This window comes from Bacillus sp. M5A3_1b (genome assembly GCF_053345335.1).
Map to the genome: position 1 here is coordinate 17505 of NZ_JBKEZY010000006.1, position 24990 is coordinate 42494.

A 24990-nucleotide genomic window follows, 5' to 3' on the forward strand; every position below is an offset into this window, starting at 1 on the left:
GAATTTTCATTCATATAGATTGTTTTAAAAAAGGTGCGAAGTCAATTCTATGACTTTGCACCTTCATATTTCACTTGAACTTTGTTTAAGCGCGTTTATCTACTCATTGTTACGCGTGAATTGCGTTTAAAATCGACACTTTGTTTGTAGTAAATAATACATAATTTTGTTTTACAGTTCTAATTAATATACGATCAGTTGTCCCATATGCTGTTCCGATACGGATTGCACTTGGTTCTTCAACACCCGCATAGGTAGCATCTTCGGTAACCTCGATTACATCACGTAATGGAATCGTGACCTCCGCAAATTGCCATGAAATAATTAACTCTTCTTTTGTTTTTTTGACATCAATACCTAGCATTATACCAAGACCTTTCTATAATAGAATGCTACACTTCTTATCCCATTATACAAATTTTTAGATTATTTTTCTACATGTATGAATAGAGCTGATATTTTAAGGGTGTCAAAAGAAAGGGAAGATATACTATCAATCTATTAAGGAATACGTTATGAAGAAAAGTTCACAGGGAATTAATATGGATTTGATATGGTTGAAGTATGATGAATGAGTAACAGTAGGAGTTGCAGGAAGGAAATGAATGATGAGACTTAAATTAGTAGGAACCTTAACTTGTATAGTAGTAATGTTAGGTATCTTTATTATTTACACCAATATATCTATTGGTAAAGAACCATATAAGACAAACCATGAAACTAGTGAAAACTCCATAAATAAAGAAAAAAATAGTAAGCAAAATAGGACTTCAAATAAGATAGCAAGTTCTTTTGCTAGTGTACAGGCTGTAGTTAATAAGGAATATGGTTTACCCGAAGACTATATGCCAGAGGATTTAGTTGTACCAAATGTACCGTTCTCATTTAGTGGAACGGTAGAAAAGAGTCATCTTCGTAAAGAAGCAGCGGAAGCATTAGAAAAACTATTCCTTTTAGCTAAGCAAGATGGGATCCAGTTGAATGCTGTTTCAGGATTTCGTTCCTATGAGTATCAAAAAGGTCTGTATGCCAACAATGTTAAAAAGAAAGGGCAAGAGCATACGGATCGCTTCTCTGCAAAGCCAGGGCATAGCGAACATCAAACAGGTTTAACGATGGATGTTTCTTCTAAAAGTGCGAACAATGAACTAGAGCTATCCTTTGCGAATACGAAGGAAGGAAAATGGCTGAAAGAAAACGCGCATCGTGCAGGGTTTATCATTCGTTATCCTAAGGGGAAGGAAAGTATTACGGGCTATGCATATGAACCTTGGCATATTCGCTATGTAGGAGATATTGCTGAAAATATATATAAGGAAAAACTGACTTTAGAAGAATATATGAATCTGTGAAAATAGAATTGAAGAGTTAAACTGTATTCATTGTTTATGAATGCTACTTTTTCTATTAAAAAGCCTAATTTCTCAATGTTTTGTAGAGAAATTAGGTTTTTTTCATCACTTCATTAGAGTTTTTTAGGCTTTGTTCGTTGTTATACTTCACACAATATTATAAAGGAAATAGAACTTACTGAAGATAACATATGAATGTTTTATAAATGTATCAAAAAAGTGAACAAAATCGTTATTTTGCACAACAAGGTAGTCAGCTTAATGAAATAACTGCTTGTAAAAAAAGAAGCCCTACAGAAAATATTACAGGGCTTCACCAAGTTGAGTTATGTCGTATTCACAAGGGATTTTAACATGATATTTGTGTTGAATAAACTGGTAAATGTGTCCAAGTAATTTGGAGCTATTTTATAAAAAAAGAGAAGCGCTTAATCAGGACGCTCCTCTTAATGCCAATACACAATAACTATCCCATTATACTGTATAAGCGTAAAATATTTAACAACTACCTTCATGGTAAATATTTCATTTTTGTCTTAGTACCTTTAAATCACGAAAAAAGGTTCCGCTGTTTCCAACAGAACCTTTCCTAAAATGGCAAAGAGTAACTCTTACCTTACTCTTTGTTCATATACTACAGGAGTTTTAATGAAAATCCAAGGCTCCTTATATTGAGAAATAAAGAAGAATCATTATAAAAAAATTATCTTTTTTCATAAATAAAAGAGCAGCTAGCAAAAACTAACTGCTCAATACAAGGAGATACAGAGAAAACTAAATGGATTTTGGCATACAGCCTATTAACATTATGGACATAATATTGATTTTTATTCGAAGGAATTCATGTTTTACAAATCAGATTATGATAGTCGATATTCTCCATATTGACCAGAAAAGAACCAAGAATTCTAGTGAAATTCCAAGTGTTCTTTTCCTAGTTTTTTGAAATTCTTTTACTAAATAGCCAATAGCGCTAATTGCTAGAAGAATGAAAAGAATAAGTTCTAGTGTAACTGGCATTTGATCTACTCCTAATCTATTATTTTAATTTATTATATAACGATTATAAGATATTTTTATGGTTAGTGGTGAGAAATTAAACAAAACCATCTCTTTACGAAAAAAGGTCCTGTTGTTTCCAACAGAACCTTTCCTAAAATGGCAAAGAGTAACTCTTACCTTACTCTTTGTTCATATACTACAGGAGTTTTAATGAAAATCCAAGGCTCCTTATATTGAGAAATAAAGAAGAATCATTTAAATTATTTTTGAGTAGAAATGAAAATAGGGGTTTGCCTTAAACATTTATTATTAATCAAGAATATGAGTATAGAAACAGGTCTAAATTCTGTAATGGTGGATGGGATTGTTATGGACATAACTCAAAGTGTGGTAAGAATAGTGATTAATGAGAAAGACCTTCCGTTCACTTCAAACCTCTGCATGGAATCATGGACCTGTAAATGATTTAATCGTTTCGACGAATCAGAGAATGAATGAGCTTTATCAATTCATGTGGTCACAAGTACCAGTTACGATCTCGGTGTATTTTCTTCTAGGGGCGGACTTAATGAGATTCGCTAGGGTCGCTGGAATTAATGAACGTGTAACGGGAGAATATATATCATTTCATTTGGGGATAAGAAGAATTCAAAGTAGCTTAACAGCTGCTTTTTTATTTTGCATAGAAAAAGGAACCATAATAGGCTCCTTAATTTGATTCAGAAGTTGTGTAGTTTTTCTTGATGATATCTTTTATGTTGATAATTAAGGATATAAGGAATTCAGCAGCTAGGATACCGTTTACCCAGTAATATGTATTCCCGGATGTAAATTTATTATAAAAGGAATCGATATTATAATACACTAAGCCTGCTGAAATGACGGTAGAGATTACTAACGTACCAAAACTTTTCATGACACCGTCATACAATTCTGTAATTTTAGGCTTTTAATACAATTATACATTTAAATAAAAAGGTTTACAAAGGAATTACCATAAGGAGGAGTTATAACGATTTTCTTCCAATTGATGGTTTTTATTTTTGAAAAAATAACTATTTTATAAAAAAAAAATTTTTGACCCCCATAAAATTATTTGTTCCTTCGAATATATGTAAAGTAGAAGAAAATAAATGAAAGAAAAAGCTAAAATTACCAAAAATATAGCGAAGAGTTATTCAAAGATTGCGGCTAAAATAGAAAAGAGCAAGTGGTATTGTAAAAGAAAACAAGAAAGCAGTACAAAATACGGACTTCACTTTAGTACAAGTGGAAAAAATAGTCATATAAAAAATCGGCCTCGAAAAATATGAGTAATAGCAAGTAGACAAGCCCAAAGAAAAGTACTAAGAAAATGTGGTTAAATGGTCACTTGTTTAGTGATCATTTTGCTATTTGAAGCAGAAGGAGGCTGGAAGATTACTAGTGTTGAGTTTAGTAATGAAGATCCTAAGAAAACCGAAAATAGAAGATATCGTATATAACATACAAAACAACGGAGGAGATAAGGAAGCATTTATCGTACAGTATCAGCCTTTTATTAGAAAATCCATATCGTCTGTCTGTCGTCGATATATTACAGAACAGGATGATGAATATAGTATTGGACTGTTTGCGTTTAACGAAGCAATTGAACAGTATTCATATAAAAGAGGGAAATCTTTTCTAGCGTTTGCTGATCTTCTTATAAAAAGAGATGTAATTGACTATATACGCAAGGAGTCTAAGCATAACTTTGTCTTTTTAAAAGAAGATGAGCAAGAGGAAATGTTAGAAATGCAAGTATCGCTTACGGAGTATATGAAAGAAATCGAAAATAGTAACCGTAAGGAGGAAATTCTTCATTTTCAAAGTGTGTTAGCTGAGTTTAAAATTACATTTTCAGAGCTTGCTAAAGAATCTCCTAAGCATCGTGATACGCGTGAGCACCTAATAGAAATTGTGAAGATTATTATAAAAGAAGAGGAAATGATGGAAGAGCTGTTCCGTAAGAAAAGATTACCCCTAAAACATATTGAACCACTTGTTAGGGTAAGTCGTAAAACGTTGGAACGACATAGAAAATACATTATTGCGATGAGTATTATTTTTGCAAATAACTATACATACATTCTTGATTATATAAGAGGGGAAAAGCATGATGAATAAAGGAATTGTGATGGATATAAAAAAGCATAACGTAGTTGTTTTGACTCCAAATGGAGAGTTTATTACATTTAAAAGAAAAGCGCACCCATACATGATAGGAGAGGAAATCTCGTTTAACAAACAAGAACAAAGAGCGTCGCGTTTTTCCATACTACCTTTCTTAAAGCCTACAACAGTAATTGTTGCTGGTTTTCTATGCGTATTGCTGTTTTTTTACAATCAACCAGAAGAAAAAGTATTTGCTTATGTCTCAGTTGATATAAATCCAAGTATAGAGGCGAGCGTAACGGAGGATCTTCGTGTTATAGATTTGCGGGCTTGTAATGATGATGGAAGGCGTATTTTACAAGAAATGAACAGGTGGGAAAATAAACATCTGCAAGACGTGATACGTATTATTATAAAGCAGAGTCAAGAGGATAAGTACTTAACCAATGATAAGCAAGTTATGCTAACGGCTATTGCAAAGGACAAGTCGCTAGAACCACAGTTGGAAAAGGCTATGCAGGAATTAAAGAAAGAATATGAGATAAAACATGTTACAGTCGAATATCAAAGCAGTACGATGCAAATGCGGGAAGATGCTGAGAAAGCAGGAGTTGGAACGGGCGTTTATATAAAACAAGAGAATGAGAAGAAAAAATCGCTTGCTCCACCTGCACCGTCATCTAATCAAGAACAACAAAAGTTATCTTCTGATGCATCATCGGACACACCTCCTGTAAAAGAAGAAAGCAACGAGAAGAAAGAGTATATAGAACAAGAGCAATCTAAGGAACAACAACCGAAGCAAATAAAGGAAAATAATAGGAATCAGCAGGAGAACAACGGCAGAGGGTCTCAAGGGATTAATGGAAATCAGCAAGGAAACAACGGAAGAGAATCGCAAGGGAATAATGGGAACCAACAAGAGAATAACGGAAGAGAATCGCAAAGAAATAATGGAAATCAGCAAGGAAACAACGGAAGAGGATCACAAGGGAATAATGGGCACCAGCAAGAGAACAAGGTTAGAGGGTCTCAAGGGAATAATGGGCACCAGCAAGAAAACAACGGAAGAGAATCGCAAGGGAATAATGGGCACCAGCAAGAGAACAACGGCAGAGGGTCTCAAGGGAATAATGGAAATCAGCAAGGAAACAACGGAAGAGAATCGCAAGGGAATAATGGAAATGGGCAAGGGAACAATGGAAGAGGATCGCAAGGGAATAACGGGAATCAGCAAGAGAACAACGGAAGAGGATCGCAAGGGAATAATGGAAATCAGCAAGGAAACAACGGAAGAGGATCGCAAGGGAATAATGGGCACCAGCAAGAGAACAACGGTAGAGGGTCTCAGTAAGGAAAGCTTCTATCAAATAATATAGAGTGAAAGAGAAATCTATAGAATTGGGAGGATTCCCTCTATCTGAAGAGATTTTTTAATATTTTTTTAAAATGACGGACATAAAATCATATATCCTTTCGAATTATATATATGGATATCATTAATAGTTATATAAAAGGAGAGAAAAAATATGAAAATGTATGAAGAAATCACTGAAGTATTAAAGGTATTAGCACATCCTGTCCGTTTATCATTAGTAAAAATAATGCTTGCAAAAGGTCCTATTAACGTAACGACAATGTATGAAACATTACAAATGCCTCAAAGTACAATTAGTCAACATTTATCTAAACTAAAAGCTACAAAGGTTGTTACAGGTACTCGGAAAGGGTTAGAAATTTATTATGAAGTAACGGATAATCGTACAAAAGCGATATTATTAAGCTTGGCTTAAAGGGTGACTGTTTAGATTTCAAAATGAAGTAAGCCATTCAGAGACTATAATTTTCTTATTAACATTAGTTGTATCTGTTGTTGTTTTTAATTTGCTTCATAGACTTCTTTATTTGGGTCTTGCCGTATCACTATCAAGCTAAATTTTAAAGAGACTATAAAATTGAAAGTTTTCTTATTAGGGTCTCTTTGTTAGCTTGATAGTGATGTGCCGTTCCCACTAGTATGTAAAGAATTTGGTGATTTTTTTAGTCATGTAATCTTTTGATTTGATGATCTTTTCCCCATTCGCATAGTTCATCCATAATTTGCATTAAAGATTTCCCGTATTCGCTTATTGTGTACTCAACCTTTGGTGGTACTTCTTGATATACAGTACGATGGATAATTCCATCAGCTTCAAGTTGCCGAAGTTGTTGTGTAAGAACTTTTTGCGTAATGTTTGGGATTTCTCGTCGGATTTCATTTGTTCGCATTTTTCCATCCATCAAAACACATAAAATATGAACTTTCCATTTTCCGCCGATTACATCGAGTGTCGTTGCAATTGGGCAGTCTTCATTTTGATTCATTTAACACCTCCACAGGTACTTTAAGGTTCCTATAGCACTTTAAAGTACGTACTTTTCAATTATATGTGACTCATTCATACTAATACGTAAAGGATTGATTAATTTATAAAGGGGATGGAAACGGATGAAAACACTTGTAATTGTAGCACATCCTGATATTGAAAAATCAAAAATCAATAAAAGATGGATTGAAGAACTTGAGAAATATTCAGATGAAATTACGGTGCATGAATTATATAAAGCGGCACCGAATTGGGAGTTTAATATTGAAGAAGAGCAAAAGCTATTAGTAGAACATGACAGATATATATTTCAATTTCCGCTTTATTGGTACAGTTCACCACCATTATTAAAAAAATGGTTTGACGATGTATTAACATATGGATTTGCGTACGGATCAAAAGGAGACAAAGTGAAAGGGAAAGAATTTGGTCTAGCTATTTCTATAGGTGGATTAGAAAAAGACTATGAAAATAGCGGAATTACAATGGATGAGTTAACAAAACCATTTCAAGCTACTTGCTTATATACAGATATGAAATTTATACCTCCATTTTATTTATATGGTGCCGAATATAAATTAAGTGATGAAGAGATTGATAAAAGTGCACCGGAGTATGTGCGCTATGTGATGAATAAGGAGTATTCTAATATATAAGAGGAAATAGCCATTTACTTGCTAAGTAGATGGCTATTTTTAGTGGATTTACATTCACTAAGTGTAATCTTTAGTAAATTAATAGTTAATCTGGTAAAATAAAAAACCTAATATATATAAAGGGGAGTTTTACTTGAGAACGATGCAAAAATTATTACAAAAAAGAGCAATGCAATCACCAAATTTGGAAGCGCTTGTAGGGGGAGAGAAAAGGTATTCGTTTCAGCAGTATAATGAACGAGTAAATCAGCTTGCACACTATTTGCTACATAACGGTGTACAAAGAGGAGATCGTATTGGAATACTATGCAAAAATAATCATCCGTTTCCAAGCGTTATGATGGCAAGTTTAAAAATTGGAGCTGTATGTATTCCGTTAAATCATCAGCTTACTGCTTATGAGTTAGAAACGATTGTAAAAGAAGCAAAATTAAAAGTGTTAGTTATTGATGAAGAGTTCCATGAAGCTTTAAAAATTGATGCTGTTAAAGAAATTCCTTATGTAATTAAAACGACTGAAGAAGGATTTGGTTCATTTGAATTAACATTACAAGAACAGCCAATTACAGAACCGAACGTAGAAGTTCATGAAGATGATGATGCGATTTACTTATTTACTTCAGGAACGACTGGACAGGCAAAAGCATGTGTAATTGGACATAAAAACTTACATCATTATTTTTCTGAGATTGCGGGCCAAAGAGAATTTCCACCAGGTGAACGCTTTTTATCCGTGCATCCATTATTTCATATGAGTGGAGTGCTTTCTATTTTAAATTGTATTTATCATGGTGTTACGATGATCTTTTTAGCTGATTCGAATCCTGCTCTTATTTGGGATAAGATTGAAGAAGAGAAAATTACTACGATGCTTGCGTTCCCAGCTGTTTATAGCTACATGCTTGAGGAGCTAAATAAAAAAGAACGTAACATTTCAACTTTTAAAGTAGCACAAAGTGGTGGTACAAAAGTGCCAGAAACACTTATTCAAAAATATATGGAAAAAGGAATATATATGGTGCAAGGATATGGGAGTACAGAAGGTTGGGTTGTAACTTCATGGCATCCAATGATGGGAAAAGAAAAGATGTCTTCTGTAGGGAAAACTTTGAAACATGTAGAGTTAAAAATTGTTCATCCAGAAACAGGTGATGAACTAACAACAAATGAAGTTGGTGAGATTCATGTAAGAAGTCCATACATGTTTAAAGGGTATTGGAATAATGAAAAGGCGACAAAAAAGGTAGTAAAAGATAATTGGTTTAACATGGGCGATGCGGGCATGATAGATGATGACGGATTCCTGCATATTATGGGAAGATATAAAGACGTTATTATACGCGGTGGTGACAACGTATATCCAGATCAAGTAGAAGATGTTATTCATGAAATACATGGTGTTTTAGAAGTTGCAGTAGTTGGAGTTCCAGATGACTTTTGGGGAGAGATTCCGACAGCGTATATTGTAAAAGATATGCAAACGTCTTTAACGGAAGAAGAAATTATACGGCATTGTAAAGAGAAACTAGCAAGTTATAAAATACCAGAAGTTGTATTTATGAAAGAATTACCGAAAAATGCTTTAGGGAAAGTGTTGAAGAGGGAATTAAGAGAAGTTGTACTTGTAAAATAAAAAGCGATTAGATGATGAGGAATCCAGTTATGTACAAAGCATAACTGGATTTTTGTTTGTAAAGAACATAATAATTTACTAGATTTTGTATTTTGTGTAAGATAATAAAGAATATTCAATCATTAATAAAAAGGAAGAGATATAAATGAATCTACCGTTATTACAAGTAGAGACAGGGAGGCTCATAATCCGTCCGTTCCAAAATGATGATTATGAAAGTTGGTTAGATGGATTTCATAAGAGGCTACCATCGCAGTATAAATATGACGATGGCCACCAAGTTATGGCATCATCAACAAAAGAATGGTTCACGGAATGGATAAGAGGCTACCATCGCAGTATAAATATGACGATGGCCACCAAGTTATGGCATCATCAACAAAAGAATGGTTCACGGAATGGATAAGAGGTTTTGATGAAGCAGCACATCGAGATGAGATGTATGTATTAGGTATTTTTCGTAAAGAAGATGGGGCTAATATTGGGAAGCTAGAGCTTATAAAAATTTTACGTATGGACTATCAATGGGCGATGATGGGGTATTCCATACATAATCAATACTGGAAAAATGGATATGGTATTGAAAGTGTAAAAGCTGCGTTATCGTTATTTTTTAATAGTCTTCATTTCCATAGAATTGAATTACATATACATGTTGATAATGAGCCATCCGTTCGTCTTGCGGAAAGAACAGGTTTTTCACTTGAATGCAAGAGAGAGGCGTTTTCTTTAGAGAATGGTAAATGGATGGACTTTCTTATTTATTTTAAAAATAAGGAGATGGATATATGAGAGTTCTAATTACAGGGGGAAATCGCGGGTTAGGGTTACAGTTGGTAAAAGTATTTCATGAAAATGGGCATATCGTTTATCCGTTAGTTAGAACTGAGGTTACGGTAACGCAATTGAAGCAAATGTTTAGTTGTAGATGTTTTCCTATATTGGCAGACTTATCACTTGATGAGAGTACGAAGCAGATTAAGAACCAGCTCGAGGGATATACAGAGTATATGGATCTAGTTATAAATAACGCTGGAATTACTGGAAAGGAGACTGAGATTTTACATACAAATTCAGAAGAGTTAACGGACTTATTTAATATTCACTGCTTAGGCGTAATTCGAGCTGTAAAAGGTACATATGTGGCTTTAGCTAAATCGGATCAGCCGAGAATAATAAATGTGTCCTCTCGGTTAGGATCACTACATAAAATGGCGAACAAAGAGTTTCCGCAAGGACAGTTCTCATATTCCTATCGAATTGCTAAAGCTGCACAAAATATGTTAACACTTTGTTTACAACAAGAGTTTGAGAATAAAGGAATTCGTGTAACGGCAATTCACCCAGGAAAATTAAAGACTGATATCGGTGCCTTTGATGCGAATATGACTCCGGCTGAAGGAGCACAAAATATATATGATTGGGTAATTGATTCAAATGAGGATGTTTCAGGGAAGTTTATTGAGCCAGGTGTGGGGGAATTGAAGTGGTGAAGTACGATTTTATAAGTATTGAATGACTATTTGGGTTTTCATGGAGAATATGAAATGGTTTGCTACACATAATTACAATTGGAAAATTAGAAGGAGATTAGGAGAAAAGAAAATGAAGACTATAAAGGTATTTCATTACGATGCATTTACGAATAAACCAAATATGGGGAATCCAGCAGGTGTTGTATTAGAGGCGGATGGATTAACAGCAGGGGAAATGCAGCGTATTGCTGAAAAAGTTGGATTTAACGAAACGTCTTTCGTTCTTTCTTCAAAAGTAGCAGATTTAAAGGTTCGCTATTTTACCCCTCGTTTTGAAATAGATTTATGTGGTCATGGGACAGTTGGAACAATATTTGCCTTGTGTGAAAGAGGTTTATTAGAAGAGAAAACAAGTTTTACGATTGAAACGAAGGCAGGGGTTTTAGCAATACAAACAGATGTAAATGAAAAGGGAGAAACCTTTATTAAAATGAGGCAGGCTACACCTCAGTTTAAAGAATTTGCAGGTTCAAAAGAAGAATTAGCTCATAGCATTGGTTTGGACGTAAATGATTTAGATGTAAGTTTACCGATTGTATATGGAAGTACAGGAAACTGGACTGTAATTGTACCGGTTAAAAATCTAGATGTATGTGAGAGAATGAAGCCTAACAATGAGATGTTTCCATCGGTATTAAAAGAAATACCTAACGCTTCTATTCATCCAGTTTGCTTAGAAACTTATGATGAACAGGCACAAATGCATGGGCGTCATTTCTCATCGGCTTATGCTGGAACGATTGAAGATCCAGTGACAGGAACAGCTTCAGGTGTAATGGGAGCGTACTATGCGATGTATTTGGAGAAAGGTTTTGACCATAAAATGGAATTAATCGTTGAACAAGGACAGGAAATGAATAAAGATGGCCGTGTAACGGTATATGTAACGAAAGATGTAGAAAATGAGAAATTACAAATAGATATTGCTGGAACAGCGGTGTATGTGAAAGAGTTTAAAGTTTCAATATAAAGTGAAACTTTAATCAGTGGGGGTCTTACTGCCCGTTAATGTGGGATAAAAAAAGAAAGCCCGGAATACATCCAGACTTTCATTATCTGTTCAACACTTCAATATACGAAGCATCTCCAGTTGTTCTTAAAGCAGAGCGGAAATTGTTGTTTTCTAACGTTTTAGCGACTTGTTGTAATTGCTGTGCATCATCATGATGGATAAGTAAGCTGTCAGCACCGCTTTCTTCTATATGAATGTGTTCGACACTTCCAATGGCATCATGTACTGCTTTTAAAAATTCAGGTTTCATATTGTCCTCCTAATATGTATGTAACGTTGTTGTTAGTATTTCCTTATTTTTGAAATATAAAAGTAAATGAATTTTTGTTATATTAAGATTTTGGAAGGGGTTTCCTATTCGTTTGTCAAATAATAGTAAAGTTGTCTTTTGAATTGAGGGGATCTTCGAAATTAAAGGGTGAGAGAATGGACATTTCAATAATTGCTGCACAACTAGTTAAGGAGAAAGTTATTTCACATGCTCCAAATAGCGTAAAAGCGTTGAACGGAGGAACGACAAGTACTGTATATTTGTTGGACGAAAAATATGTAGTAAAGCTGAATGAAGCGGAAGTAATACGTGAAGAAGCTAATTTTCTTTCTTTTTATGAGGGGAATACTTTATTTTCAAAGCTTTTGTATAAGGAACCTTTACATACATATTTCGTGTATTCTTTCCTGGAAGGTAATACTTCGTGTAAACAAGGATATAAACGAAGTACGCTTCGTACACTTGTAAAAGAAGTTATCAATAAGTATAAAATGGTTCCAGAGGCAGAAGGCTGGGGGTGGAAAGAAAGTCCGGTTCAATCTTGGAATGAATTTTTAACTGCAAATGTGATGGAAGCTTATGAAAATGTAAGATGTTACATAAGTGAAGAAGAATATAGAACGGTTCTTAAACTAGCAAATAGGGAAGCCGGAGTAAATCAACCCTTTTTATTACATGGTAATTTCGGATTTCATAATTTTATATTCCGGCAGAATAAGTTACATGGAGTAATTGATCCGTTACCAGTCCTTGGAGATCCTTTATATGATTTAATTTATGCGTTCTGTTCAACTCCTGAAGATGTTACGAAAGAAGCAATTGATTTTGCGATGAAACAATGTGTATTTCATAAAAAAGAACGAGATTTATACGAAGAAATAGTCATAGGATTATATTTGCGTATAGATACATGTTTGAGACACCACCCGAAAGATTTAGAAGATTACTTAGTAGCTTGGCGTTATTGGATGGACGAAATTGAGCCGGCTTTATAGTACAAATAGTTTGGGGGAGATAGTGAAATGAACATTCTAGAAGCAAAAAGAGATTTAGCACAAAGAACGAAAAGAGGATTTCCAGTTATAATAGCTGGTATTTTATTTTGGATTGTAGCAAGTGTAACGGGTATTCTTCTTTCAGAAAAACAAGTTGTGTGGGTGTATTTAATTGGTATGGGTTGTGTATTTCCTTTTGGCTTAATGATAGCTGCTATATTGAAAATTGACATGTTTGCGAAAGGAAATCCGCTAGGGACTTTAGCTGGATTAATTGGCGGGATAAATGTATTAAATATTCCGTTTGTATTACTTGCCTATTTTCAATTTCCAGAGTGGCTACCTTTTGTAGTAGCGATGTTAATAGGGGTTCATTTTATACCGTACGTATGGATTTATGAAAGTAAAAGTTATGGTGTATTGTCAGTAGGGACTGTACTCGTAACGTCAGTTTGCGGGATTCTTTTTGCAGACAATGGATTTACTGTCATTCCATTGGCAGTTACAGTTGTCTACTTACTGACTCTAATCGGTTTATTAATTGAAAATAAAAAAGTAGATCATTATCAACAAAAATCAGCTTAATAAAGTGAAACTTTAATCAGTGGGGGGCTTCATCCCCCACTGATTATTAGTTGAACCAATCGGGCTTTTATGGGCAGTTGATTCCCCACCTAACTTCTTTGCTTTCGCTGAATTTTGAGGTGAAGATCTTACTGCCCATTAATGCGGGATAAAAATATAGGGGTAGGGGGAAATATTATGAAAAATTTCGTTTGTACAACGTGCGGCGTACAGTATGCAGCGAGTGTGGAAGAACCGGTAAGTTGTGTTATTTGTGATGAGGAGAGACAATATGTGAATCCGAAAGGACAGTCTTGGACGACTTTAGAAAACTTGCAATCGAGTGGTACATATAAAAATGAAATGATAGAAGAAGAAAATGGGCTTTATAGTATTACGACAAAACCGGAATTTGCGATTGGTCAAACGGGATATGTAGTAAAAACGGAAGCGTATCGTTTACTATGGGATTGTATTACTTATTTAGATGAAACGACAATTGAGAAAATAAAGGAGTGGGGCGGGTTAGATGCGATAGCACTATCTCATCCTCATTATTATTCAACGCAAGTAGAATGGGCAGAAACGTTTAATGTACCAATTTATATACATGAAGACGATAAAGAGTGGGTAGTACGCCCGAGTAGCCGTATTATTTATTGGTCTGGCGAGTCTTTACAATTAGCGGACGGAATTACTATTCATCGTCTCGGAGGACATTTTAGCGGCGGTTCTGTATTACATTGGGAAGAAGGAAATGATGGGAAAGGTATTTTATTAACAGGTGATATTATTCAAGTTGTAGCGGATCAGCAATGGGTGAGTTTCATGTACAGCTATCCGAACTTAATTCCATTACCAGCGAGAAAAGTGGAGGAAATGGCGAATCGAGTGAAGCCATTACAGTTTAATCGTTTATATAATGCTTTTCACCGAGTAGTGAAAGAGAATGCCAATGAGGCAGTGGAACGTTCTGCTGAAAGATATATTAAGGCGGTAGAAGGAAAGTTATTTCATACGTAAAAGGAGATTTAGTTTTTATGAATACGTTAGTATGCTTTGGTGATAGTATTACAGCTGATGAAAAAGACGGTTTACATTTTGGCCGACAAGGTTATGAATATGTAGCGGAGTTAATTGGTAAAAAGTTAAAAGGGATTTTGTAAGAAGCAAAGTGCGCGCGCTTTGCTTTTTTTGTCCGCGTATTTCTTCCTACAATGCTGCTGTGTTCAATGCAGTTGCTTTTATTATGCTAAATATATTTCATAGTAGTACATGTAGGAAAGAAATGAATAAAGTGAAATATAATTAGACCTTACCAATCGGGTTATTAAGGGGAGCCTGACTTCGACCTAACTTTGTTGCTCTTGCCAAATTTTGAGGCGGTGCACTCAAATAGCGGGATAAAATTTACTTTAAAGAAGTGGTTAGCCGTAACACTATAGGACATTCGTACAGAAGAAAATGATTTGTTCGGCTAATGGAATGCATCCAAGACTTAACAGTTGATTAATAGAACTGTAAAGTTTAAAATTACAGTATAGTTTTTAGAAGTGAGTTGCTATTGTTTGTAAAAAACAGATAAATTAAATATTCTCGAATAAATAATATAACGTGTATTTCATTCTAAACTGTAATTTTTTTTAATACATTTCAATAATCTATATAATAATTTAAAAAGTAAAGGAGTGTGTGTAAAATATGGTGATTTTATATACGACAGCAAGCTGTAGTTCATGCCGAAAAGCAAAAGCATGGCTTGAAGAACATCAAATTGATTATACCGAAAAAAATATCGTATCAAATTCTCTTACAGTCGATGAGCTTAAATCCATTCTCCGTTTAACTGAAGAGGGTGCTAATGAAATTATTTCAACTAGATCTAAAACTTTTCAGGAATTAAATATAAATATTGAGGCGCTTTCGCTTAATGAGTTTTATAAATTAATAATTGAGTATCCTCAAATGTTACGTCGTCCAATTATGCTGGATGAAAAAAGATTACAGGTTGGTTTTAACGAGGAAGAAATCCGCAAATTTTTACCGCGTAGCGTTCGAACATTTTTGAATATTGAATTGCAAAAAATGGCTAATTAATAAGTAATATTTTGAAAGGAGGAAACAGAAGTGATTGAAGTACGTGTTACAGTTAATTATAAAGATAGAAATTATCATACAAATGTTATTGTGAGTAAAGATACGATTTGGACACAAATTAAACAATTGGCAGAAGAACAAGTTAAGAAACAGTGGACTGTTTAAATTGATTTGTAACTTAAAAAGTTAATTGAAGTTAGGAGATATAGGGGAGTTCTGATAGAATATAAAGAGATTTATTTTTTCATGCTAAGCATGCTTCTTATATTTTTACGTTTGACTAACCTATCTGTAATATTTATGGCTACAGTATGTTACTAAGCGAGAAATCATATTTTTTATCGTAGGAGGACAACAATGAACAGCGACTTTACCTTGGCCATTCACAGTTTAACTTATTTAGCTTTACAGCCAGATCGGATGTCAACAAGTAATGCTATTTCAGAAAGTGCAGGTGTTCATCCCGTACGCATTCGAAAAGTGCTAAGTTTGTTAAAAAAACATAAGTTTATACAATCAAAGGAGGGAACTGGTGGAGGTTTTATTTTTGCCCGAGATTTAAGTGAAATTAATCTTTGGAATATTTATCAAATAACCTCTGAAGGTACATTGCAGCCGAAGTGTCCAGAATCAAATGATCAGTGTATTGTAGGTTCGAATATGCGGAAAGTTCTTTTTGCTATTTTCTTAGGTGTGGAAGAACATCTAGGTGAATATTTAAAGAATTATACAATGAAAGAAGTTGTTGACCTTATTAATCAAGAACGTTAAGCGGCTTAATTATTATGTAGCCGTGAGTTCTTAAAAAAAAACTGTAATTAAAAATAATACAGTTTAAGCTGTTTTTTATATATTTTTTATCGGTACAAAAAATATTTATAAGAAGGTGAAAAAGTATGATGTCAAATAATAATCATGTTTTAAAAGAGGGAGATTGGGTTCGTGGAATATCAAATGAGGGTGAATTCATAGTTGGTTACATTGTATCACTTGATGAAGTGGAAGATGTAGTTACAGTTAGCATTGTGAAACGTGACGACAAGTACACAATGAACGAAGCGATTTTACTCTTTAGTAAACACGTTAACAAACTCCCTGAATCAAAGGTAATAAATAAGGAGCAAATCCTTTATCTTATAGACCTTGCATTATTAACAGGGGATGAAGAATGGTTTATTGAGCTCTCTGCAAAATTAAACTTGATAAAAGAGTTAGTTAATGAGGGGTTTTAAAGATTACATTATTCGTATTTAATAGGTTTAATGGTGTAATAATCAATAATATCATCTCTTTTGTTGCATTTTAATAAAAGAGGTGATTGATGGTATGAAAATAAAAATAATTAGCATCATATATCTTCTGAGTTTTTTATTACCTTGTATTTCTGCTCAAGCAATTGGAAAAAGTGAAAATGAAATCAACGAATATTTTGACATAGATTTAACTGGTTATGAACTTTATTCATTTGGTGACTTTAATCAAATAGGTTATAAGATAACGCCGCTTACTCAACTGTTTTTAGGTATAGTTCAAACAGAAGGTGAATGGATTGATGAACCAAGATTATATATTAAGGGGACTAAAGGCTATTTTCATCTTTGGAAAGAGGATGGTACGAATGTTCTTTATACCGTTGAACAGAAAAGTGGTTTTTGGAAAATTATAAATGTAAATAGAAAAAGGATTAACAGAATACCTGTACCAAAGAAATTTTTAAAAGAAGTAGTAATTAATCTTTTATTAGAACCAATAAGTAAAGAAGTTGAAAAATATTATAAGGAACCGAAGCTTTGGTTCCGAGGTTCTGAAAAAATTGTTGAAATAACAAAAGACGAAGCAAATTATATTTTCTATGTAACTGTGCAAATTCAAACTTTTGAAGGGGCACACAATCCACCTTATGGAGAGGACACAATTACTTTTCGTATAAAAGGAAATGAAATAAAACCCATTCAATACAAACATAGAAATATCCCTGAAGAAGATTTGAAAAAACTAAAATTAAGATGAAATTGAAGTGATTCGTTTGCCTACACCTAACAATGATAATGATGTAAATAAGCTGTCCATATATGGGCAGCTTATTTTATTCTTTCGTTTAGCGAAGATTTTTGCGAAATGTTAGCGGTTCTCTTATTGTCATCAAGTTAAAATATGTATTTTCCTAAAAATGTATATGAATACAATGTCTGTAATATATATCCTGAAAATTGGTTTGTATATTCAATGAAATATTTCTTTTTAACCACATTAATTATTTATTAGGATATCTTTTTTAGTTTGAAATAAAATCTTTAGATAAAGAAAAATATAAAAAAATTTAAAATGAGTAGTTTAAATAAACAATATTTTACTGTGTTTTATGCTGATTAATTCCATTTTAAGCGATAGGAACAAGGGTTGCATGCTAACTGTAAATTATTATCCATGTAAAATTATATCCATTAAATATTTCTGAAAATATAAAAATATTAATTTTATAAATATACACGTTATAATGAGTGCGTCGAGAGAAATTTTATGATCTCTGGAGAAAATATAAAAAATGCGATTATTAGTAAGAAAGGTGTGTGGTTAGAGGCGAAATGTATGTAAAGTGCTTCAGTGGCTTGTGTAATCAATACCATAAATGCTGCCGAAGCTATTAAAGTGATGTATAGAATTGAGAAAGAAATGCCTCATAAATGAAGAGAGGCCGGTTTAACTGAAATTACTGTTACAAGTAATTTAGAGAAACCATAAAAGTAATACACTGTTATTAGAAATGTTGCAACGTATTTATGAAGTCTATTCAATATTGTTCTCTTAAGCGGTCTTTATATAAAGAGCGGATAGTACGAGTAAACTTTTTTGTGAACGCTAACATTTATGTTAGGACGCTAACTAGCGAATGTTTCAATTTGGATTCATTATGATGAAGGACTTGCAATGTGGGGCAACTTGTAAGGAATTCATTTTCCGAAAAAAGGAATATTTGTTAGCTATAAAGAGAGACGCAAGAATAGATACAAGGGGGAGTTATTATATGAACGGGAATACTGCAAAGAAAATAGAAGTTCAAGCTGAAAATATCGCACTAGAAAATGAGCAATATGCAGATCCGAAAAAGTGGCATAAGCAGGATACTACATGGGCATTGAGCCTATTTGGAACTGCAATTGGAGCAGGGGTGCTCTTTTTACCGATTAATGCAGGTTCAGGTGGTTTATTATCATTACTACTAATTACATTGCTTGCATATCCAGTTATGTATTACTCACATAGGGCACTTGCTAAAATGATATACGCTTCTAATTCTGCTGATGAGGGGATCACAGGTACAATTAGAGAGTATTTCGGAAATAAAGCAAGTATCATTTTTAACATCGTATATTTCGGTTCAATTTATACAATCGTGCTAATGTATTCGGTTGCGCTTACAAATACTGCAAGTAGTTTTATCGTGCATCAATTGCACATGCCAGAGCCTCCAAGGGCTATTTTATCACTTGTATTAGTTCTTGGTCTTATCGCTATACTGAATTTTGGTCAAGATATTACTGTAAAGATCATGAGTATGCTAGTGTATCCTTTCATAGCTTCTCTACTGTTTATCGCAATATCTTTAATTCCACAGTGGAATACGTCAATGCTTAGCTTTTCAGCTGTTTCTACTGCTTCAACAGGAACAGGATATTTTGGAACGATACTGTTGATTCTACCAATCATCGTATTCTCATTTAACCATTCACCTATGATTTCATCATTTGTTGTGAAACAGAGAGCTACGTATGGAATAGAAGCTACTGATGCTAAATGTGCGCAAATACAAAAAGTTTGTTATATCATGACATTCGCTGTAGTTATGTTCTTCGTTTGGAGTAGTACATTAAGCTTGACTCCAGAGGATTTAAAAATGGCAAAAGAGCAAAACTTATCAATCCTTTCATATCTTGCTAATGAGCTTAATTCACCTGTAATTACGATTGCAGCTCCAATCATTGCTTTTGTGGCTATTACAAAATCTTTCCTTGGCCATTATATCGGAGCATTTGAAGTAATGCGTGACATGATTATTAAGTTCGGTAAATCACGTGGAAAAGTTATTGAAGAAAAAACAATTAAAACAATCGTCCTTACTTTTGTTGTATTATCATGCTGGTTTGTTGCTTATACAAATCCAAGTATTCTTGGACTTATTGATTCTCTAAGCGGTCCATTAGTTGCTGCTATCTTATGTCTATTACCGATGTATGCGATTCAAAAAGTACCAGTACTAGCTAAATACAAAGGGAAAATGAGTAACGTATTTGTTATTATTGTAGGTGTACTTACTGTTTTAGCAAGTATTAAATCATTATTCTAATTCACGATTGTTAGTTCTAATGCAAAATAGAACGATTTTGGGACAGGTTTCTCCGTTTGGAGAGTCTGTCCCTTTTTAATGCGTTACAGTTTGATCTTATTGATTTTATGAGGGATTCACGCATAATTGTAACTAAGGGAGATGATTTCAGATTGAGTAAACTGAATATTAGTACAACGGTTTCCGGAGATATAATTGTTACTCGTCTTATAGGCAAGATTAAAACAGATGATGTTTATGAATGGTTTAATGGCTTCGAGCAAGTTTGTCAGCAATTCATTTCCGAAGGGCGGAAATACAAATTGTTGATCGATAGAAAAGGATACATACCAGATCACTTTTCTGTTCAAAAAGCATGGAAAGAGAAGTTTTTCAATGAAACGATTTTGAAACACAGTAAGGCAATGGCTTTTCTTCTTGAAGAAGGAGAGATACTGAATTATTTACAACAATCTAATACAAAAAAATCTGTAAAATTTTTCGATGATTATGAACAAGCATTCCTTTGGTTGAATGAATATCCTAGATAAAACTTTTAGTGAACCAGTTGCTTAAGCAACTGGTTTTTTTATGCTTGTAAGTAGTAGCTGGAAGAAAACTTCTATACGAAATGTTTAGCGCTAGAGGACATACATTTTTAGTGCGTTAAATATAATTCATAATAGCAACAAGAAGAAAAGAATACGCTTTACGTTATTAGTTATATGGAAAGTCCGTACGGTAGGGTCGCATAATTTTAAAAATAGCAATGTGGCATAAAGTGAGTAAGGGGGATAAACATATGAGTACTTCAAATTTGAATGAAATAAGTAAACAAATTTTAATAGAGGAGGAAACACTTCAATTTTCCTCTTTTACAAATGAAGATGCACTGCAGATAGGTTTATTTATCGTTGAAACAGCGAAAAAGGAAGGGAAATTGATTGCTGTTGATATAGCGAAAAATGGTGTGCAATTATTTCATTTCAAGATGACGGGGACAACTGAGGAAAATACGAAATGGATTGAGCGTAAAAAACGAGTTGTTTCTTTGCACAATCATAGCTCGTATTATATGCAAATACAAAGTGAAATAACGGGTGTTCCATATAATGAAAAGTATCTTTTAGATAGGTCGGATTATGCTGCGTTTGGTGGTTGCGTTCCTGTGCAAATAAAAGATGTAGGAGTTATTGGAATGATAACAGTTTCAGGGTTACCACCAGAAGAAGATCATGAATTAGTTATAAGGGCAGTTAAAAATCATTTAAAGCAATAATAAAAAGGAAAAACCGAACAAGAATATGTTCGGTTTTTCCTTTTTATTATTCAGTTCATGAACATATTTTTAATAAGATGTTACGAAATGAAAAATCTTTAATTCAAGACACTTTCCTTGACGATAATAATCTATGTAGTTAATATGATAGACATAAAATAACTTAATTACTTTTTGTAATCTAGTTATTTTATGTAAGTATAACTGAGTAAGTAGGATGTGGGGAAAATGCTTTGAATTGCCACTATTAATATTGGGGACAATTAGAAAGCGACAAATATAAAAAATTAGAAGTTAAGAAGTAAGATTGGATCAACAATAATAGTAGCTTCTGTACAATGCATTCTTACTATATTGGCAATGACTATACATCACGAGGAGGACTGAAATTGGAATCGATGACCTTTGTTTTATTTGGAGCGACAGGGGATTTAGCGAAAAGGAAAATTTACCCCGCGCTATATAACTTATATAGAGATCAAAAGCTTCCAAAGCCAATATCTGTTATCGGGCTTGGAAGACGTGAAGTATCTCATTTAGATTTTCAAAAAAGAGTAAAAGAATCCATAGAAACTTTTTCTCGTCGCAGAGAAGAAGGTACTCCGAAAATAGAAGATTTTTTAGAGTATTTTCGTTATTGTCCGTTAGATGTGAATAAGCCAGAAGATTATAAAAGGTTATTACAAGTAGTTCATGAAAGGGAAGAAGAACAAAATATACAAGGGAATAGAATGTTCTACCTTTCAGTTACTCCTGACTTCTTTGAGACCATTGCTTTAAATATTAAAGAAAGTGGACTTGATAAAACAGATGGATGGAAGCGTCTAATGATTGAGAAACCGTTTGGTCATGATCTTACATCTGCCCGAGAGCTGAATGATAAGCTTAGTCGAACGTTTGAAGAAGACGAAATATACCGTATTGATCATTATTTAGGTAAACCGATGGTTCAAAATATTGAAGCACTTGAATTTGCAAATCCTGTTCTTCAATCGATTTGGAATAAAGAACATATAGCGAATGTACAAATAACAGCTAGTGAAACGGTTGGGGTAGAAGAAAGGGCAGCATATTATGATCATGCAGGAGCCATTCGCGATATGGTTCAAAATCATATGCTGCAAATATTAATGATGACTGCTATGAATCTGCCGGAAAAGATTAATGCATGTGAAATTCGTGAGGAAAAACGAAAAGTGATGGAGACTCTTCGTAAAGTGAAAAAAGAAGACGTTCAGAACCATATCATTCGCGGACAATATGCTTCAGGGGAGATAAAAGGACAACAAGTTGTGGCGTATAGAGAGGAGCCAGGAGTAAATCCTTCTTCTCAAACAGATACATTTGTTGCGGCTCGCTTATGGATTGATAACCCATTTTGGACTGATGTTCCTTTTTACATACGAACAGGAAAAAGAATGAAAGAAAAGTCTACTCGTATTGTAATTGAGTTCAAAAATACATTAAAACAGCAGTATCAAGATAGTAATCCAAATGCAGCGCCTAATTTGTTAATCATTGAAATTAGCCCAAATGAAAATGTTTCACTCCAATTAAATAGTAAAAATCCATTGAACAATGGAGAGCTTGAACCGATCCGTATTCATTTTACTTGTGAGCAAACAGGTGTGGGAATACCTGAAGCTTACGAAAGGCTTATCTATGATGCTGTATGTGGAGATTCTACATTCTTTGCACACTGGAGAGAAGTTGAATTGTCATGGGAATGGGTGCAGCCAATACTTGAAGCATTCGAAGAAAACTTGTTACCACTTCATGAATATAAGTCGGGTTCGTATGGTCCAGATGCTGCGAATGCTCTATTACAAGAAAGTGAGTTTAAATGGTGGTTAGATGAGGAATTGAAAAAATAAGTACATTCTTACATGAAGGTATTTCATACGTTTCTTTATATGTAAAACAATATGACAAAAAGATATTCATCATTTTATTAACATGTATTTATGATGAAAGGTAATTCAAGGAGGAATTATATTATGAGAGTAGGATTAATTGGTTTAGGTAAAATGGGATTAAATTTAGGGAAGAATTTAATGGATCATAAACATGAAGTAGCTGCATTCGATTTAAATACGAGTGCGGTGGAAGAAATGAAAGAGTATGGTGCTACAGGTACGTCTAGTTTAAACGAACTTGTGCAATCATTGGAATCACCAAGAATTCTTTGGGTAATGGTTCCGCACGCTGTTGTTGATTCTGTTATTAATGAGATCACTCCGCTTTTATCAAAAGGAGATATTTTAATTGAAGCTGGTAATTCACATTATAAAGAGTCTATTCGCCGATATGAGCAACTAAAGAAAGATGGCATTCACTTTATGGATGCAGGAACTTCTGGCGGAATGGAAGGTGCGCGTAATGGAGCTTGTTACATGATCGGAGGAGATCAAGAAGCTTGGGACATCGTTGAACCTATCTTCCGTGATACAGCTGTAGAAAATGGATTCTTATATGCAGGAAAAGCTGGTAGCGGTCACTTCTTAAAAATGATTCATAACGGAATTGAATACGGAATGATGGCTGCTATTGGTGAAGGGTTTGAGGTTTTAGAGAAGAGTGAATTTGATTACGATTATGAAAAAGTATCAAGAGTATGGAACAACGGTTCAGTCATTCGTTCATGGTTAATGGAATTGACTGAAAACGCATTTTCTAAAGATGCAAAATTGGATGAAATTAAGGGCGTTATGCATTCTTCTGGTGAAGGAAAATGGACAGTAGAAACAGCATTAGACCTTCAAACAGCAACTCCTGTTATCGCAATGTCTCTATTAATGCGCTACCGCTCATTAGACAATGATACATTTACAGGAAAAGTTGTAGCAGCACTGCGTAATGAGTTTGGTGGACATGCAGTAGAAAAGAAATAAATATCTTAAAATTATAACTCGTTAACGTTTAAAAAATGGAGGGAATGAATTATGAAGTTTTTTATTGATACTGCAAATCTTGAGGACATAAAAAAAGCATATAAACTTGGAGTTTTAGCCGGCGTTACAACGAATCCTTCTTTAGTAGCGAAAGAGGGCATTAAGTTTGAAGACCGTATTGCAGAAATTTGTCAGGCAGTGCCTAAAGTTGAATCTGTTTCGGCAGAAGTAACTCCAGATGTTGTAGAAGCTGAAGAAATGATCTCTCAAGCAGAAGAACTGATTAAAATTAACGGTGGTGATAAAAACATCACGATAAAACTTCCGATGACGCTAGCAGGATTAGAAGCTTGTCGTTACCTTACTGAAAAAGGTGTGAAAACGAACGTTACCCTTATTTTCACTGTGAACCAAGCCCTTTTAGCTGCTAGAGCAGGTGCAACGTATGTTTCACCATTTTTAGGTCGCCTAGATGATATTTCTGAAGATGGCGTACTATTAGTTGCTAAAATAGCTGAATTGTTCGATATTCATCAATTAGATACACAAATTATTGCGGCTTCTGTTAGACATCCAGACCATGTCACTCGTGTAGCAATGGCAGGTGCTCACATTGCAACAATTCCTTATAAAGTAATTGAACAACTTGCTATGCACCCATTAACAGACCAAGGTATTGAGAAGTTTGCTGCGGATTGGGCGAAGGCGCCTAAGTTATAAGGAAGTAAAGTTTACACAAATTGCTTTTTCACGAGAGGACCAATCTTTATGTAACTTCATCCTTTAAAATAAATCCCGAGTTTGGTACCTTATTACGTAAAAGCAGCGATATGAAAAGACACCATGCATTTTCAAAACAGCACAATGGTTATAAAAA

At 34.0% G+C, this 24990-nt stretch carries 26 protein-coding genes and 3 pseudogenes; 25 read left to right on the forward strand and 4 right to left on the reverse strand.

What is annotated here, in order from left to right; genetic code table 11:
- Window positions 1–109: 109 nt before the first annotated feature.
- Entirely contained in the window at window positions 110–364 is a 255-nt protein-coding gene (locus ACLBWW_RS17350) for a SunI/YnzG family protein (protein WP_002035246.1), read from the reverse strand.
- Window positions 365–608: 244 nt separating this feature from the next.
- On the opposite strand from ACLBWW_RS17350, the gene ACLBWW_RS17355 reads away from it, so the two are divergent.
- Entirely contained in the window at window positions 609–1352 is a 744-nt protein-coding gene (locus ACLBWW_RS17355; RefSeq protein ID WP_048544249.1) for a M15 family metallopeptidase, read from the forward strand.
- 1278 nt (window positions 1353–2630) lie between these two features.
- Window positions 2631–2995 (forward strand): annotated as a pseudogene (locus ACLBWW_RS17360) (hypothetical protein).
- 68 nt (window positions 2996–3063) lie between these two features.
- Here ACLBWW_RS17360 and ACLBWW_RS17365 read toward each other — a convergent pair.
- Window positions 3064–3270, reverse strand: a complete 207-nt coding sequence (locus ACLBWW_RS17365) for a hypothetical protein (protein WP_088110356.1) — start codon at window positions 3268–3270, stop codon at window positions 3064–3066.
- 509 nt (window positions 3271–3779) lie between these two features.
- Here ACLBWW_RS17365 and sigI point away from each other — a divergent pair.
- The 3 genes from sigI to ACLBWW_RS17380 all read left to right on the forward strand — a co-directional run bounded on the left by sigI (window position 3780) and on the right by ACLBWW_RS17380 (window position 6283).
- A complete protein-coding gene (gene sigI / locus ACLBWW_RS17370; RefSeq protein ID WP_048543735.1) occupies window positions 3780–4502 on the forward strand; it encodes an RNA polymerase sigma factor SigI in 723 nt (240 codons plus the stop codon).
- Window positions 4495–5844 carry an anti-sigma factor domain-containing protein gene (locus ACLBWW_RS17375; RefSeq protein ID WP_447614139.1) on the forward strand — a complete coding sequence of 450 codons (1350 nt, stop codon included), beginning with the start codon at window positions 4495–4497 and terminating at the stop codon, window positions 5842–5844. The genes sigI and ACLBWW_RS17375 overlap by 8 nt, the downstream gene beginning before the upstream one ends.
- Before the next feature lie 175 nt (window positions 5845–6019).
- The gene (locus tag ACLBWW_RS17380; protein ID WP_048546570.1) at window positions 6020–6283 is read left to right on the forward strand and encodes an ArsR/SmtB family transcription factor; all 264 of its coding nucleotides are present in this window, start codon (window positions 6020–6022) and stop codon (window positions 6281–6283) included.
- Between the two features lie 247 nt (window positions 6284–6530).
- Here the strand turns inward: ACLBWW_RS17380 and ACLBWW_RS17385 are convergent, their stop codons facing one another.
- Complete coding sequence (locus tag ACLBWW_RS17385) at window positions 6531–6854, reverse strand: winged helix-turn-helix transcriptional regulator (RefSeq protein WP_001072996.1); 324 nt, start codon at window positions 6852–6854, stop codon at window positions 6531–6533.
- A gap of 124 nt (window positions 6855–6978) precedes the next feature.
- On the opposite strand from ACLBWW_RS17385, the gene ACLBWW_RS17390 reads away from it, so the two are divergent.
- The 5 genes and pseudogenes from ACLBWW_RS17390 to ACLBWW_RS17410 all read left to right on the forward strand — a co-directional run bounded on the left by ACLBWW_RS17390 (window position 6979) and on the right by ACLBWW_RS17410 (window position 11650).
- On the forward strand, window positions 6979–7512 hold the full coding sequence (locus tag ACLBWW_RS17390; protein WP_098078114.1) for an NAD(P)H-dependent oxidoreductase: 534 nt from the start codon (window positions 6979–6981) through the stop codon (window positions 7510–7512).
- A 133-nt stretch (window positions 7513–7645) separates the two neighbouring features.
- Complete coding sequence (locus ACLBWW_RS17395) at window positions 7646–9145, forward strand: class I adenylate-forming enzyme family protein (RefSeq protein WP_048546566.1); 1500 nt, start codon at window positions 7646–7648, stop codon at window positions 9143–9145.
- Window positions 9146–9290: 145 nt separating this feature from the next.
- Window positions 9291–9937, forward strand: a pseudogene (locus ACLBWW_RS17400) (GNAT family N-acetyltransferase).
- Window positions 9934–10638 carry an SDR family NAD(P)-dependent oxidoreductase gene (locus ACLBWW_RS17405; protein WP_098078116.1) on the forward strand — a complete coding sequence of 235 codons (705 nt, stop codon included), beginning with the start codon at window positions 9934–9936 and terminating at the stop codon, window positions 10636–10638. Before ACLBWW_RS17400 ends, ACLBWW_RS17405 begins: the two are co-directional and overlap by 4 nt.
- 112 nt (window positions 10639–10750) lie before the next feature.
- Window positions 10751–11650: a PhzF family phenazine biosynthesis isomerase gene (locus tag ACLBWW_RS17410; RefSeq protein WP_098078119.1), complete on the forward strand. Its 900-nt coding sequence runs from the start codon at window positions 10751–10753 to the stop codon at window positions 11648–11650.
- An 82-nt stretch (window positions 11651–11732) separates the two neighbouring features.
- Here the strand turns inward: ACLBWW_RS17410 and ACLBWW_RS17415 are convergent, their stop codons facing one another.
- The gene (locus ACLBWW_RS17415) at window positions 11733–11942 is read right to left on the reverse strand and encodes a hypothetical protein (protein ID WP_044443258.1); all 210 of its coding nucleotides are present in this window, start codon (window positions 11940–11942) and stop codon (window positions 11733–11735) included.
- A 176-nt stretch (window positions 11943–12118) separates the two neighbouring features.
- Here ACLBWW_RS17415 and ACLBWW_RS17420 point away from each other — a divergent pair, with 176 nt between their 5' ends.
- From ACLBWW_RS17420 to fsa, 15 genes and pseudogenes are all read left to right on the forward strand, one after another.
- Window positions 12119–12958, forward strand: a complete 840-nt coding sequence (locus tag ACLBWW_RS17420) for a phosphotransferase (RefSeq protein ID WP_447614140.1) — start codon at window positions 12119–12121, stop codon at window positions 12956–12958.
- Window positions 12959–12985: 27 nt separating this feature from the next.
- Window positions 12986–13543 carry a DUF7010 family protein gene (locus ACLBWW_RS17425; RefSeq protein ID WP_048546554.1) on the forward strand — a complete coding sequence of 186 codons (558 nt, stop codon included), beginning with the start codon at window positions 12986–12988 and terminating at the stop codon, window positions 13541–13543.
- A gap of 177 nt (window positions 13544–13720) precedes the next feature.
- Entirely contained in the window at window positions 13721–14545 is an 825-nt protein-coding gene (locus tag ACLBWW_RS17430; protein ID WP_048546552.1) for a hypothetical protein, read from the forward strand.
- A 56-nt stretch (window positions 14546–14601) separates the two neighbouring features.
- Window positions 14602–14688: pseudogene (locus ACLBWW_RS17435) on the forward strand (esterase); the annotation flags it as partial.
- A gap of 535 nt (window positions 14689–15223) precedes the next feature.
- Window positions 15224–15619, forward strand: coding sequence for a transcriptional regulator SpxA (gene spxA, locus ACLBWW_RS17440; protein ID WP_048546550.1), 396 nt, complete (start codon window positions 15224–15226; stop codon window positions 15617–15619).
- Between the two features lie 30 nt (window positions 15620–15649).
- Entirely contained in the window at window positions 15650–15784 is a 135-nt protein-coding gene (locus ACLBWW_RS17445; protein WP_048546548.1) for a BA3454 family stress response protein, read from the forward strand.
- Window positions 15785–15976: 192 nt separating this feature from the next.
- On the forward strand, window positions 15977–16390 hold the full coding sequence (gene saiR / locus ACLBWW_RS17450; RefSeq protein WP_048546546.1) for an Rrf2-family transcriptional regulator SaiR: 414 nt from the start codon (window positions 15977–15979) through the stop codon (window positions 16388–16390).
- A 125-nt stretch (window positions 16391–16515) separates the two neighbouring features.
- Window positions 16516–16851, forward strand: a complete 336-nt coding sequence (locus tag ACLBWW_RS17455) for an IDEAL domain-containing protein (protein WP_048546544.1) — start codon at window positions 16516–16518, stop codon at window positions 16849–16851.
- A gap of 94 nt (window positions 16852–16945) precedes the next feature.
- Window positions 16946–17629, forward strand: coding sequence for a DUF3888 domain-containing protein (locus tag ACLBWW_RS17460; RefSeq protein ID WP_048546542.1), 684 nt, complete (start codon window positions 16946–16948; stop codon window positions 17627–17629).
- 1015 nt (window positions 17630–18644) lie between these two features.
- Window positions 18645–19964 carry an aromatic amino acid transport family protein gene (locus ACLBWW_RS17465; RefSeq protein WP_046954708.1) on the forward strand — a complete coding sequence of 440 codons (1320 nt, stop codon included), beginning with the start codon at window positions 18645–18647 and terminating at the stop codon, window positions 19962–19964.
- Between the two features lie 107 nt (window positions 19965–20071).
- Window positions 20072–20494: an STAS/SEC14 domain-containing protein gene (locus ACLBWW_RS17470; RefSeq protein WP_088064486.1), complete on the forward strand. Its 423-nt coding sequence runs from the start codon at window positions 20072–20074 to the stop codon at window positions 20492–20494.
- Between the two features lie 218 nt (window positions 20495–20712).
- Window positions 20713–21222 carry a heme-degrading domain-containing protein gene (locus ACLBWW_RS17475; RefSeq protein ID WP_170968437.1) on the forward strand — a complete coding sequence of 170 codons (510 nt, stop codon included), beginning with the start codon at window positions 20713–20715 and terminating at the stop codon, window positions 21220–21222.
- 389 nt (window positions 21223–21611) lie between these two features.
- On the forward strand, window positions 21612–23096 hold the full coding sequence (gene zwf, locus ACLBWW_RS17480) for a glucose-6-phosphate dehydrogenase (RefSeq protein ID WP_060487784.1): 1485 nt from the start codon (window positions 21612–21614) through the stop codon (window positions 23094–23096).
- A 123-nt stretch (window positions 23097–23219) separates the two neighbouring features.
- The gene (gene gnd / locus ACLBWW_RS17485; protein ID WP_088609547.1) at window positions 23220–24113 is read left to right on the forward strand and encodes a phosphogluconate dehydrogenase (NAD(+)-dependent, decarboxylating); all 894 of its coding nucleotides are present in this window, start codon (window positions 23220–23222) and stop codon (window positions 24111–24113) included.
- Window positions 24114–24164: 51 nt separating this feature from the next.
- The gene (gene fsa, locus ACLBWW_RS17490) at window positions 24165–24833 is read left to right on the forward strand and encodes a fructose-6-phosphate aldolase (protein ID WP_087984123.1); all 669 of its coding nucleotides are present in this window, start codon (window positions 24165–24167) and stop codon (window positions 24831–24833) included.
- Window positions 24834–24990 lie beyond the last annotated feature (157 nt).

Bases quoted from the DNA above. Each gene is read 5' to 3' on its own strand.
- fsa (WP_087984123.1), top strand. From the start codon at position 24,165: ATGAAGTTTTTTATTGATACTGCAAATCTTGAGGACATAAAAAAAGCA.
- ACLBWW_RS17425 (WP_048546554.1), top strand. From the start codon at position 12,986: ATGAACATTCTAGAAGCAAAAAGAGATTTAGCACAAAGAACGAAAAGA.
- saiR (WP_048546546.1), top strand. From the start codon at position 15,977: ATGAACAGCGACTTTACCTTGGCCATTCACAGTTTAACTTATTTAGCT.
- gnd (WP_088609547.1), top strand. From the start codon at position 23,220: ATGAGAGTAGGATTAATTGGTTTAGGTAAAATGGGATTAAATTTAGGG.
- ACLBWW_RS17465 (WP_046954708.1), top strand. From the start codon at position 18,645: ATGAACGGGAATACTGCAAAGAAAATAGAAGTTCAAGCTGAAAATATC.
- spxA (WP_048546550.1), top strand. From the start codon at position 15,224: ATGGTGATTTTATATACGACAGCAAGCTGTAGTTCATGCCGAAAAGCA.
- ACLBWW_RS17390 (WP_098078114.1), top strand. From the start codon at position 6,979: ATGAAAACACTTGTAATTGTAGCACATCCTGATATTGAAAAATCAAAA.
- ACLBWW_RS17405 (WP_098078116.1), top strand. From the start codon at position 9,934: ATGAGAGTTCTAATTACAGGGGGAAATCGCGGGTTAGGGTTACAGTTG.
- ACLBWW_RS17380 (WP_048546570.1), top strand. From the start codon at position 6,020: ATGAAAATGTATGAAGAAATCACTGAAGTATTAAAGGTATTAGCACAT.
- ACLBWW_RS17420 (WP_447614140.1), top strand. From the start codon at position 12,119: ATGGACATTTCAATAATTGCTGCACAACTAGTTAAGGAGAAAGTTATT.
- ACLBWW_RS17375 (WP_447614139.1), top strand. From the start codon at position 4,495: ATGAATAAAGGAATTGTGATGGATATAAAAAAGCATAACGTAGTTGTT.
- ACLBWW_RS17365 (WP_088110356.1), bottom strand. From the start codon at position 3,270: ATGAAAAGTTTTGGTACGTTAGTAATCTCTACCGTCATTTCAGCAGGC.
- ACLBWW_RS17475 (WP_170968437.1), top strand. From the start codon at position 20,713: ATGTGGCATAAAGTGAGTAAGGGGGATAAACATATGAGTACTTCAAAT.
- ACLBWW_RS17415 (WP_044443258.1), bottom strand. From the start codon at position 11,942: ATGAAACCTGAATTTTTAAAAGCAGTACATGATGCCATTGGAAGTGTC.
- ACLBWW_RS17410 (WP_098078119.1), top strand. From the start codon at position 10,751: ATGAAGACTATAAAGGTATTTCATTACGATGCATTTACGAATAAACCA.
- ACLBWW_RS17430 (WP_048546552.1), top strand. From the start codon at position 13,721: ATGAAAAATTTCGTTTGTACAACGTGCGGCGTACAGTATGCAGCGAGT.
- ACLBWW_RS17385 (WP_001072996.1), bottom strand. From the start codon at position 6,854: ATGAATCAAAATGAAGACTGCCCAATTGCAACGACACTCGATGTAATC.
- ACLBWW_RS17350 (WP_002035246.1), bottom strand. From the start codon at position 364: ATGCTAGGTATTGATGTCAAAAAAACAAAAGAAGAGTTAATTATTTCA.
- ACLBWW_RS17455 (WP_048546544.1), top strand. From the start codon at position 16,516: ATGATGTCAAATAATAATCATGTTTTAAAAGAGGGAGATTGGGTTCGT.
- ACLBWW_RS17470 (WP_088064486.1), top strand. From the start codon at position 20,072: ATGAGGGATTCACGCATAATTGTAACTAAGGGAGATGATTTCAGATTG.
- ACLBWW_RS17460 (WP_048546542.1), top strand. From the start codon at position 16,946: ATGAAAATAAAAATAATTAGCATCATATATCTTCTGAGTTTTTTATTA.
- ACLBWW_RS17355 (WP_048544249.1), top strand. From the start codon at position 609: ATGAGACTTAAATTAGTAGGAACCTTAACTTGTATAGTAGTAATGTTA.